The organism is Thalassotalea sp. G20_0 (assembly GCF_017744175.1).
Classification (GTDB): Bacteria; Pseudomonadota; Gammaproteobacteria; order Pseudomonadales; family Endozoicomonadaceae; genus Endozoicomonas.
The window spans coordinates 66359-79373 of record NZ_JAGHQV010000017.1 but is presented as its reverse complement, the minus strand read 5'-3'; the positions used below and the strand labels follow the sequence as shown (position 1 = coordinate 79373).

General features: G+C 49.1%; 3 protein-coding genes, 1 other RNA gene and 1 CRISPR repeat array. Of the genes, 2 read left to right on the top strand and 2 right to left on the bottom strand.

Annotated features, from left to right (window positions below):
• Positions 1-5 precede the first annotated feature (5 nt).
• A complete protein-coding gene (cas1f, locus tag J7438_RS12290; RefSeq protein ID WP_209276753.1) occupies positions 6-947 on the bottom strand; it encodes a type I-F CRISPR-associated endonuclease Cas1f in 942 nt (313 codons plus the stop codon).
• Between the two features lie 335 nt (positions 948-1282).
• Positions 1283-9362: a CRISPR direct-repeat array (repeat unit 28 nt; unit sequence GTTCACTGCCGCACAGGCAGCTTAGAAA).
• A 330-nt stretch (positions 9363-9692) separates the two neighbouring features.
• Positions 9693-10904, bottom strand: a complete 1212-nt coding sequence (locus J7438_RS12285) for a hypothetical protein (RefSeq protein WP_209276752.1) — start codon at positions 10902-10904, stop codon at positions 9693-9695.
• A gap of 280 nt (positions 10905-11184) precedes the next feature.
• Between J7438_RS12285 and rsmI the strand changes: the two genes are divergently transcribed.
• A complete protein-coding gene (gene rsmI, locus J7438_RS12280) occupies positions 11185-12030 on the top strand; it encodes a 16S rRNA (cytidine(1402)-2'-O)-methyltransferase (RefSeq protein ID WP_209276778.1) in 846 nt (281 codons plus the stop codon).
• A 248-nt stretch (positions 12031-12278) separates the two neighbouring features.
• An RNA gene (rnpB, locus tag J7438_RS12275) (RNase P RNA component class A) lies at positions 12279-12687 on the top strand.
• Positions 12688-13015 lie beyond the last annotated feature (328 nt).

The following is a 13015-nucleotide window of genomic DNA, read 5'->3' as shown; positions in this document are numbered from 1 at the left end:
GCTGATTACTCCCAGTCAGAGTTCAAGGCGATTGCTTTCACTTGGTCAAACATAACATCCAGGGCCTTATGATCCGTAAAAGCCTGCAAACACTGTTGCCGGAACTCTTGCTCTGTGGCACCTTCCTTCGCACATATAAACGACCATGGAAGAACCAGTGTATCCTTGATGAGATCAGCTACATCAAATACCAGGGCTCCCCGCCGGGTTTTGCCGTGCATCACTGCAAAGCCGTGAGGGATACCTAATACCCAAAGCGTGGTTGCTGCCAGTCCGTAAGCCAGATAATTACCATGATTCAAAAAGCTGTTGGCCTGATCTTCTGCGCTGCGTTCACGGGTAAATGAGCCATAACCGGTTTGCCGTGCTGCAAACTTATACAACGTCTTGGTCAGCCGGGCCTCTGCCTGTAGCAAATCATTGACTTTACCTACCTTGTTGATTGTGCTTTCAGTACTCTCAAGCTCAGGCATTATGCTATCAACGAGAAAGCCTTCACTCTTAAGGTCCCGGTCTTTGCCCCAGATGGTTTTCATAAACTGAATTCTGGCGAGCTGCAATTGTTTGGCTGCCTGCAATCGTTTCTGGTCATCAAACCAGAACTGCATCCAGCCTTGCATGTATTCCGTGGGGCGATATTCACTTTGCGGCGATAACCATTCCACTTCATTTGCCATAAGTAAGGGAGTACCGCCGCCACCGCAAAAGCCAATTAACACACCAGCGGAAGCCAGCATACGAACAGCCGCCTGGGTGATGGAGGTTCCGTTTCCCAATAGCAGGCAGGTGGTATTGGCAATGGGGATATTCCAATACTGGTTATTATTTTTGGCTTCGGTGAGATAGAGCACCCGACCATCCTTCTGCATGATCCGGCACTTTTCCAGGTAATAGATATTGGCCCTTTTGGAATGCAGAATCGCCTTGAGATCAGTCAGCACTTCCATTGTGAGATACTCCTGTGCTGAACTCTATCGTTCATTCTACGCGTCAGATGCTTATGGGTAGCAGAGATAGAGGGAAACGCTGCTTGTATTTTGATCAACTTATCTGCCTTGTTTTGCAATTTATGCTGCCCAGCTGGCAGGGTGAACCTTAGTGCATTGTGCCGGTGAGTGAATATTGATTCAATTGATCTGAGTTCTATATTTCACCCTTTTTCTGGGGCAAAAAAATGGAGCTTATAAATCAAGTGGTTACAGATGGTGTTATTTTTTGGGTCAAAAAGCCTTTTTAGAGTTCTATCCCTTTAAATACGGGGGAGGTTATACTCAAAACTCTGGTTCACTGCCGCACAGGCAGCTTAGAAATTGCAGGCCAGTTCGTGATACCGTTTCGCCCGGTTCACTGCCGCACAGGCAGCTTAGAAAGTCCCAGCGCCGATGTCATTCACTTTGACAAAGTTCACTGCCGCACAGGCAGCTTAGAAAATGAGGGCCAGGACATTATCTTGATGGGTCAGGTTCACTGCCGCACAGGCAGCTTAGAAATATTGTGATTATTATTGTTACTGATCATGAATGTTCACTGCCGCACAGGCAGCTTAGAAAATCGACAATTAATTTTTCAGATTGAAAACGCAGTTCACTGCCGCACAGGCAGCTTAGAAAACCGAAGAGAAGGCCGATTTTTTCCTCAAGTTGTTCACTGCCGCACAGGCAGCTTAGAAACCCTCAAAAAATCAACAAGACCGGATTAACGGGTTCACTGCCGCACAGGCAGCTTAGAAATGACGGATGGCGGAGGCATTGTTCTTCGGGTCGTTCACTGCCGCACAGGCAGCTTAGAAAAGCAGCTACCGGGCGCAACAGCTGCAACGGCAGTTCACTGCCGCACAGGCAGCTTAGAAACATCGACGCCGGTTTAAACCTTTGCCGTGAAAGTTCACTGCCGCACAGGCAGCTTAGAAATACACGGAGGGGAGAGGATACTGGTTCGGGACGTTCACTGCCGCACAGGCAGCTTAGAAAGTACTGGTCTAACTCCGCGAGCCAGAACTGCTGTTCACTGCCGCACAGGCAGCTTAGAAATGAAACGTTCCAGATCAGGATTAAAGTAAAACGTTCACTGCCGCACAGGCAGCTTAGAAAGCCTCGATCTGCTCACTGAAGATGATGTGTTCCGTTCACTGCCGCACAGGCAGCTTAGAAATAAAGCCTGGTTTACTCCCTGTTTATCCTTCCTGTTCACTGCCGCACAGGCAGCTTAGAAAGCCGTGGCCAACCCGGACGCCTTCAAGAACCGGTTCACTGCCGCACAGGCAGCTTAGAAAATTGAGTTACCTGGGCCGGTTGTATCTCTTGTGTTCACTGCCGCACAGGCAGCTTAGAAAAAGAGATCTGACCAGAGAAGCCAATACTGTTTGTTCACTGCCGCACAGGCAGCTTAGAAAAGTGGATGAACACGCTCTGGGCATTACAGGTTGTTCACTGCCGCACAGGCAGCTTAGAAAACCCGTTTCGAGCGCCTGGAATGGTTCCTGTCGTTCACTGCCGCACAGGCAGCTTAGAAACGGTACGGGCGGACGATCAGGAAGCGCAAGGCGTTCACTGCCGCACAGGCAGCTTAGAAATAGCGACGATCTCTAGGTTACGGTTTATGGTTGTTCACTGCCGCACAGGCAGCTTAGAAAGACAACACAACCCCTTTCACGGATTCTAATAAGTTCACTGCCGCACAGGCAGCTTAGAAAAAACTGCGAAGCAGGACATGAGAAGCATCAACGTTCACTGCCGCACAGGCAGCTTAGAAAAATCTGGTGCAGATGGCGATTACCTCACTCCGGTTCACTGCCGCACAGGCAGCTTAGAAAAGTTGATACGGCCCAGCATTGCAGTTCTCGCAGTTCACTGCCGCACAGGCAGCTTAGAAATCAGTATGAGACTGGTACAAACCAAAATATTGGTTCACTGCCGCACAGGCAGCTTAGAAACATCTTTCAATTCATGGCCACCAGCACAACGCAGTTCACTGCCGCACAGGCAGCTTAGAAACCTTCAGGAATACAACTGATATTGCGTTCATTGTTCACTGCCGCACAGGCAGCTTAGAAAAGTTCCCGGAGAAGGCTAAGGAAGTCAGGACCGTTCACTGCCGCACAGGCAGCTTAGAAACCCGGGTGTAATTGGTCAGAACACGCTGCAAAGTTCACTGCCGCACAGGCAGCTTAGAAATATATCAATTCATCTTCAGGATTATCATAAAAGTTCACTGCCGCACAGGCAGCTTAGAAATTGCACTTCCCTGGCATAGTTGCCGACATGAAGTTCACTGCCGCACAGGCAGCTTAGAAAGGCTGGCGGAAGTCTTAAAGGCAGCACTGGCCGTTCACTGCCGCACAGGCAGCTTAGAAAATTGAGCTGATTGCAGATGTACTTATCGCTACGTTCACTGCCGCACAGGCAGCTTAGAAAAGAATATGGCCGAGTGGGCCGACCGGCAGATCGTTCACTGCCGCACAGGCAGCTTAGAAATTGTCAAAGGATCGCGCCCACATGGCCACGGCGTTCACTGCCGCACAGGCAGCTTAGAAAATGATTCGCCCCTCCAGTTTTTCTTTTTTAGCGTTCACTGCCGCACAGGCAGCTTAGAAAACTGGGCAGACCCGCGCTTCTTCAAGTTTGATGTTCACTGCCGCACAGGCAGCTTAGAAATCGCCAGCGAAGCTTAAGCAGGGTCACAACGTGTTCACTGCCGCACAGGCAGCTTAGAAAAACATAAAAATGATTTCTGCCGCCTGCTTCTTTGTTCACTGCCGCACAGGCAGCTTAGAAAGAAACCTTGAGTAAAGACATTAGTTCGAGAATGTTCACTGCCGCACAGGCAGCTTAGAAATGCATCACTGGCTGCTAGATAGTTATAGATTAGTTCACTGCCGCACAGGCAGCTTAGAAATGATACGGGCGACGATGGCGGACGCCGGCTTTGTTCACTGCCGCACAGGCAGCTTAGAAAGAAATGGTGCGCAAGACCTACCGTCGGTTTATGTTCACTGCCGCACAGGCAGCTTAGAAAGCGCCAAACAGATCCGCGCCCCCTTTCGCTGCGTTCACTGCCGCACAGGCAGCTTAGAAAGGCAGGCGTCGCCCGGTTATTCGGTGGCGTCCGTTCACTGCCGCACAGGCAGCTTAGAAAACTTTTGCAGGGCCCGTTCGCTGGGGATGGTCGTTCACTGCCGCACAGGCAGCTTAGAAATTTGTTGTCTACTTCCCCCACTCCGATTTCAAAGTTCACTGCCGCACAGGCAGCTTAGAAATGTAAGACCTAACTCTTTGGCTCATTAATTTATGTTCACTGCCGCACAGGCAGCTTAGAAACATATCTGCCGGGACAGAAGGTGACCCGTTCAGTTCACTGCCGCACAGGCAGCTTAGAAATTTGTCAAAAATCAAGCCATATAAACACTACTGTTCACTGCCGCACAGGCAGCTTAGAAACGCATTGAAAATAAATTAGATCAGCTGACAGAGTTCACTGCCGCACAGGCAGCTTAGAAAGCTGAGAAAGTGATGAAGCAGTGGAGCAATAAGTTCACTGCCGCACAGGCAGCTTAGAAACGTGTGTGCCAGTCGATATTGTGGCTGTGACTGTTCACTGCCGCACAGGCAGCTTAGAAAGTTGTCTTAAATCCATGAACCACACCGGCAAGGTTCACTGCCGCACAGGCAGCTTAGAAACGCAAGTGTCTCGATGAGCTGATGGAAGCCGGGTTCACTGCCGCACAGGCAGCTTAGAAAGTAATGATCGGCTGGCTTGGAGCAATCACCGGGTTCACTGCCGCACAGGCAGCTTAGAAATATGTGGCTATCGAAAGTCGCCTGCCTTTCACGTTCACTGCCGCACAGGCAGCTTAGAAATACAGTAAGCACCGGGTATTCATCAATAAAGCGTTCACTGCCGCACAGGCAGCTTAGAAATGTACCCGCCCGACCGTCGAAGCCGGGATTTAGTTCACTGCCGCACAGGCAGCTTAGAAATTGCCAATTTCAGGCAAACCATAAACAACCACCGTTCACTGCCGCACAGGCAGCTTAGAAAAGTTAAAGTCCCAGGTGCCCACGGTGGAACCCTTTCACTGCCGCACAGGCAGCTTAGAAAAGCTGAACAGATCCAGTTCAATTTCCCGCTTGTTTCACTGCCGCACAGGCAGCTTAGAAACAGAATGAGCAGCTGGAAAAAGATGTTGATGCTTTCACTGCCGCACAGGCAGCTTAGAAAACTATGAAAAAACTAACTGAAGCAGAAGTGAATTTCACTGCCGCACAGGCAGCTTAGAAATATGGTAACCACCGCAGCCATGGTGTACGTCATTTCACTGCCGCACAGGCAGCTTAGAAAAGTTCAACGGTGCCCACTGCATCATCGGTGAATTTCACTGCCGCACAGGCAGCTTAGAAATGGTACCGGCAGGGAAAGTCGCAAGAAGTACGTTTCACTGCCGCACAGGCAGCTTAGAAAACCAAAGTCAGCCAGGAAAACGGCGAACTGCGTTTTCACTGCCGCACAGGCAGCTTAGAAATTGCTGAACGGTGCCTTGTCTTGGTGGCGGGATTTCACTGCCGCACAGGCAGCTTAGAAAGCTTCCAGATAGAGATTCACCGAGCGGGTATAAGTTCACTGCCGCACAGGCAGCTTAGAAAGGCTGTGTCGTCCATAAAGTCAGAAAGTATTTTGTTCACTGCCGCACAGACAGCTTAGAAATGGTAGTCATTATTGATCCATAGAAAGTCCAGGTTCACTGCCGCACAGGCAGCTTAGAAAATTCTCAAACCCTCAGGCAAACTGGTTTTTAAGTTCACTGCCGCACAGGCAGCTTAGAAAGCTTTCTAATTTCACTTTGGAAGCAGTGTCTAGTTCACTGCCGCACAGGCAGCTTAGAAAGCTAAGGAACTGATGATACACACACTGACGTGGTTCACTGCCGCACAGGCAGCTTAGAAATGATTTTCTAATTACTTTCTGCACAGCTTCAAGTTCACTGCCGCACAGGCAGCTTAGAAAATTAACTTTGAGCTATTCCGTGGAACTCGCAAGTTCACTGCCGCACAGGCAGCTTAGAAATGAGTCCCTGACCCATCGCCGCATAACTGCACGTTCACTGCCGCACAGGCAGCTTAGAAATTTCCAGGGTGCCAGATGCCCTTTGTCCAGACGTTCACTGCCGCACAGGCAGCTTAGAAATTGATCTTTCAGTCGCTGAACGTGCTGCTTCGGTTCACTGCCGCACAGGCAGCTTAGAAAGGACAAGCCGGTTAGCGCAAGGTTATGCGACCGTTCACTGCCGCACAGGCAGCTTAGAAATTATCGTAGAGGTCCTGCGCGTATTCATTCTTGTTCACTGCCGCACAGGCAGCTTAGAAAGCGCGGTTGATCAGCCAGTAACATGGTTTTTTGTTCACTGCCGCACAGGCAGCTTAGAAATGCTGCCCTTTTTTGTTGTTGGGCAAGTCTGCGTTCACTGCCGCACAGGCAGCTTAGAAAGAAGAGCAGGACTACTTCTTTGATGTCACGTTGTTCACTGCCGCACAGGCAGCTTAGAAAAACTACTGGAGTGTGAATGCTGCTGCCGTGGTGTTCACTGCCGCACAGGCAGCTTAGAAACGAGGCGGATGCCGTGTAGTTGGCCACATTGCGTTCACTGCCGCACAGGCAGCTTAGAAATGCCAAGTACTGAGAGTAAATTATGAGTGGTTGTTCACTGCCGCACAGGCAGCTTAGAAAAATACCGGCAATGTGATTACGTTGGATGGTAAGTTCACTGCCGCACAGGCAGCTTAGAAAATATTCCCATGCTGACAAAACCTCACCTGTGAGTTCACTGCCGCACAGGCAGCTTAGAAACGATTCGCGGCGGCAATTGGAACAACGGCTCGGTTCACTGCCGCACAGGCAGCTTAGAAATCAGATGGTGGAGATGACTGGTCTGGATAAGTGTTCACTGCCGCACAGGCAGCTTAGAAAAGGTCCGGGCCGGTGGCATAGGGCAGCATCACGTTCACTGCCGCACAGGCAGCTTAGAAAAAAGAGCCAAGAGACTCGACACACAAAAAAACGTTCACTGCCGCACAGGCAGCTTAGAAATGTATGACTGTTCAGTGATGACAGCACCGAAAGTTCACTGCCGCACAGGCAGCTTAGAAAAGCGCGATAGCGCGGCATAAACTACAATGTCCGTTCACTGCCGCACAGGCAGCTTAGAAATTAAAGTCAGTGGTCAAGAACATCGACGACTAGTTCACTGCCGCACAGGCAGCTTAGAAATGTTGTGGGGCTCGATGGCGTGTCCACTGAGGGTTCACTGCCGCACAGGCAGCTTAGAAATTGTTCATCGCTCTCTGACAAGCGCTCAGCAGGTTCACTGCCGCACAGGCAGCTTAGAAATGTGGTAAAAACTTAATTTCAACCGGCCCCGAGTTCACTGCCGCACAGGCAGCTTAGAAATTTTTCAAAAAAGCGGTACAAACGCCGGTTCCCGTTCACTGCCGCACAGGCAGTTTAGAAATAATCAATTAATCTGAATATGTGGTCGTTTTCGTTCACTGCCGCACAGGCAGCTTAGAAATTCAAACAATTCAACCGTCCGGCCCTGTGGTAGTTCACTGCCGCACAGGCAGCTTAGAAACAGAACTGTTTTTTTAACAGCTCAATAACTGCGTTCACTGCCGCACAGGCAGCTTAGAAAACCAGCAGTCATCATGAACGACATGCTTTTGAGTTCACTGCCGCACAGGCAGCTTAGAAATGTAAGGATTCTCTTTTGGTGTGGGATGAAATGTTCACTGCCGCACAGGCAGCTTAGAAATACAGTATGCCTCACACCAGAGTCCGAAAGAGGTTCACTGCCGCACAGGCAGCTTAGAAATGTATGTCGTGAAACATCGTGATTTTACACGAGTTCACTGCCGCACAGGCAGCTTAGAAATTCTAACTGTCTCACACCAGAGGCCGAAAGGGGTTCACTGCCGCACAGGCAGCTTAGAAAGCCTCAAGTTGTTGAACCACCTCCACCGCCTCGTTCACTGCCGCACAGGCAGCTTAGAAATCAAGACCACTCGGAGACGGTATGGATTGAATGTTCACTGCCGCACAGGCAGCTTAGAAATGATGTTTGGGAGGCGATTGATGTTAAAAGCGGTTCACTGCCGCACAGGCAGCTTAGAAAAAACCGGCGGCGGGCAGTGGTGTTGTTGGTCAGTTCACTGCCGCACAGGCAGCTTAGAAAGTCCCAGTCGTAAGCAATATTCAGCCTGTAACGTTCACTGCCGCACAGGCAGCTTAGAAATCAAACTGCTTCACACACTTGGCGTTGATCAAGTTCACTGCCGCACAGGCAGCTTAGAAAACCCACTGCGATTCTAACAACGTATCGTCATTGTTCACTGCCGCACAGGCAGCTTAGAAATTGATAGGACGCGGCCCCGAATCGATCTCGATGTTCACTGCCGCACAGGCAGCTTAGAAACAGAGCGAAGTAGGAGTAACCCCCAGAATCCTGTTCACTGCCGCACAGGCAGCTTAGAAATACTTGACCCCACCGGCCGCGAGCATTCCGCCGTTCACTGCCGCACAGGCAGCTTAGAAAATTCAGCGGAGGCTCCCTGAATGTGCGTATCTAGTTCACTGCCGCACAGGCAGCTTAGAAAGCTAAAGAGAACTGCTACCAGTTTCGGCATATGTTCACTGCCGCACAGGCAGCTTAGAAATTTAGGAAACTGTGATATGTGTTTTTTAAAGGGTTCACTGCCGCACAGGCAGCTTAGAAATGTAGGGGCGTTTGAGATTGAGTTTGATGCACGTTCACTGCCGCACAGGCAGCTTAGAAAACTGGCTGCTGTCAACCGGAGGAAAAGCGTTCGTTCACTGCCGCACAGGCAGCTTAGAAACTGTATTCCCCACTTACCCAGCCTTCGCAGTCGTTCACTGCCGCACAGGCAGCTTAGAAATTCCAGATTTCACCCGATGAAAAAAAATAACCGTTCACTGCCGCACAGGCAGCTTAGAAAGTTGGGGTTGACCCTAAAACCATGCAAGCCCTGTTCACTGCCGCACAGGCAGCTTAGAAAGCCCTCTGCAAACAGATACGCACATACTGACTGTTCACTGCCGCACAGGCAGCTTAGAAAACACGCCGATGAGCATTTAGCCGGTGCAATGCGTTCACTGCCGCACAGGCAGCTTAGAAAGCAATCACCATGGCGAACGAACAAACCGCCGTGTTCACTGCCGCACAGGCAGCTTAGAAATGTTTGCCGTCCCGACTGGTGCGGGACCAATCGTTCACTGCCGCACAGGCAGCTTAGAAATTAGATACGGTGGAAGACACAGCGGCCAAAAGGTTCACTGCCGCACAGGCAGCTTAGAAAGGAGAAAGCTACTCGGTTTACTCACTGGCAACCGTTCACTGCCCACAGGCAGACCACCAAATGACTACCCGCGTAGAAGTGAAAGCCCCAATATTCATTGCCTCACAAGCAACTCAGAAAAGCGAACAAACAACCCTGGTATCAAAGTTTCCAACTCCAGCCAAGGCTGCAATCATTGAGAGGATAAAATTCAGAGGCGGAATATTTCCTGTCGTATAGTAAAGCAAGGCTGTTCAGCGATCTTGGGCAACTCAGAGTCGGTGATACACGTCAGCAGTTTTTTAATTAAACTGAAGTGCCGATCTTGTTCAGCCTAGGTAACCTGAATTTTTAAGATTTGATACCCAGTGAATAAATCTTATTAATGGTTTTTTTGGTTAAACAGCCTGACTCAATCAAACCAGTGATGATTTTAGTTACTGGTTGACAAGTGCCTCCACAAAACATGAACGATGACTTAAGTAAATCTTCACTGTAACGTACATTTTTCTCAGGTTTGAAGTTCAAGTCAAGAATATCCGGATTTGACTGAAAAACAGTGTACAGGATGTCAAAGTCAAGGTTGCTTTTTAATAATATATTTTCAACCTTGTCAATGGTTTTTTCGTTCCTTGGTAACCAAGTTTTGTTTTTTTCGACTTCTTTATAAACGGCCTTTTGCCAGCTTGACCAATCTGACTTAATCACTTTGGTCGGATTCTTGCCGAATTGCCCCGGATTAATGCCTATGACACTGACACCACACCTGTGAGTTTCATTCAGAATGGAAGTAAACTGATGCATTAGTTCAATTTTATCGGCATCAGTATCTCTCCCGCTGGTAATAGCGGTTGTTATGAATTCTCCAGCCAGATCACAGGCTGAAACGACCTCAAGTTGGTTGCATGCAGTATTGTAATCCGGCAGCTGGCTATCGGGTGTTTCGTCGTTTACTGAACTGGCTTGATCCTCAGAACCCCGGGCGTATATCTTGTTAACCAGTTCTTCGTCCACGAGTCCCATTGAGATGGCTTTCGTAATAAAGTCCTTTGCGGGTATACATCGGCATCGCATTAGCTCGGCCACCTGCTGAAAAGGCCTCTTTTTACTTAAAATAGAAGTGACAGAATAAAAGTCATAATACTCCGGGTCCAATGTTGGTAAAAATGCAAACAGAAGTTTTTCTGTGTCCTCCGATCCGATCTTGTCTCCTATTTCCTCGATGGCACCATATCCCTTATCAAAATCCTTCTGGTCGACGTTGTCTTGCCACTTTTTCCAATCGCAATGGCTAAAATTCTTTGGGTTGGTTAGTGCGCTCAGTTCAGTCGGGAGTATAAAAGGTCTGGGGATGCGCTCATTTAATTGCTTGATCATTCTGGCAAACAGTGATTTTTTGCATTGGTTAATGTCCACTTGGTTGGATTTACGAATTGCTTCGGCGTTGACAATAAATTTTCTTGCCAGCTGTTCAATTGAATAAAGACTGTCATCGATGGCTTCCTGGTAAGTGGGGGGAGCATCAGTATTTAAACAGGTGGAAGTAGAAATGCCCGTGATCATAGATTATCTCTGTAATTGCAGGAAAAACACAGTGTGTGGAAAAAAGCATTCACCACTCATTGACCTATTGATTAAAAAAAAGTTCCGTACACTAACCCGGGTTCGTGAGTTCACAGTGGCTTCTGGTGACTTATTCCCTTGCAGATGTGTTCCCTGCCGGGGCTAAAGTCTTCTGCCTGAATGGTAATCAGAGTTCTGATTCTGTCTGGATTTTTTTCGGATGTGTCGTGATCAAAATGGTAAGCTACTGCCTGAAAATTCATACCGGTTCTTTATTGTCATGTCTGACTCGCTTCTTTATATAGTCTCTACACCAATGGGTAATCTGGGTGATATGACGCCCAGGGCCATAGAGGTGCTTCGTCAGGTTGACGTTATTGCCGCAGAGGATACCCGGCACAGTAAGCGTTTGATGAATCACTTTGGTATTGATACTCCGCTGATTCCCTGTCATGACCACAATGAACGACATCAGGCCGGAATGATTGTGCGACGTATGCAGGCGGGGGAAACCATTGCCCTGATCAGTGATGCCGGTACGCCGTTAATTTCTGATCCTGGCTTTTATCTGGTCCGGTCGGTGAGAGAGGCGGGATTTCGGGTGGTTCCCATACCCGGGGCCTGTGCATTTATCGCCGCGCTGTCAGTCAGTGGTTTGCCCACGGACCGTTTTTATTTTGAAGGTTTTCTGCCCGCGAAAGGGGCGGGGCGTCGCAAGCGAATAGAATCGTTGGCGGCTTTTTCCAGTACCTGGGGGGTTTATGAGTCGCCACACCGTATTATGGAACTTCTGGAAGATCTGGAAATGGTGCTGGGTGGTGACCGTTACATTGCTCTTGCCCGGGAAATCACGAAAACCTTTGAAACCGTGTTGACCGGGACGGTGTCTGAGATTCAGGCCGTTTTGCAATCCGATGCCAATCAGCAGCGAGGCGAGTTTGTGGTGCTGATCGAGGGCTATAAAGAGGAAGAAGATTCTGAAATCAGCCCGGACATTGCAAAAATGCTGCAACGTCTGTTACTGGATTTACCCATAAAAAAAGCGGCTGCCGTGGTCGCTGATCTGACCGGGTTGAGAAAGAAAGACCTCTATGAATTGGGGTTGGACATGAAGAAGGGGGAGTAGTTGCTGATCACGGGAGTTGTCCTGCAATAGACGCTTCCTGCTTCCCGCCGCCCGCTACCCGAAATGTGCTTTTGTGGGCAGCGGCTTTTTACCGGGCCAAGTAAAATGATGACGGTATTCCGGGACAAATCATAAGTGGTTTTTTGCTGCAAGTGGGGATAAGGATAACGGTTGTTGCCAGGTCCGAAATTGAGTGGACTGTTATTACTGTTGATTATTGCAGATTTCACAAGTAATATTCGCCGCCGCGAGCTGGCCGGGCAGTCGCTGTTTATTCTGGTTGTTTGATCAGAGTGAAGGGAGGAAAGTCCGGGCTCCAGAGGGTAGGGCGCCAGGTAATGCCTGGGGGGCGAAAGCCTACGGAAAGTGCAGCAGAGAGTAGACCGCCTAAGCCAGTGCTCTTTTCAATGTTTGTTGAAAAGAAATTGGCCGGTAAGGGTGAAAGGGTGCGGTAAGAGCGCACCGCATGGCTGGTAACAGTCCATGGCACGGTAAACCCCGCCTGGAGCAAGACCAAATAGGAATCCTATAGGTGTGACCCGCACTGGATTCGGGTAGGTTGCTTGAGGTGTCTGGTGACAGACATCCCAGATGAATGACTGCCCAGGCCTGCTTTGGCAGGCTGGACAGAACCCGGCTTACAGGCTGGCTCGCGACTCTTTTTTCCGCTTCAAGTTTGCTTTTCCTGATCGTTTTTGTGGTTGTCAGGGTGTCTGTTGCCACGGGACGTGTTTCTGTCTTTGTCTCACTGTCTTTAAATCGAAAGTCTTTATCGCAATAAAAGTGTTTTGCGCCCGATGTTGCTGTCTTTAAAAAAATAGAACCATAGTTCTTTAATTCCTTCATAGATTCTGTTTTGCCCTTTGTTTAAAGGCTTGCGCTATTCATTTTTCAAACTGTTCTTTTATTGGGTTGTCCAATAATGACGGGGAAGAGGTAGAACCCCTGCTTGACGTGGGTTTTTCAGATTCCTATAGTGTGCTTT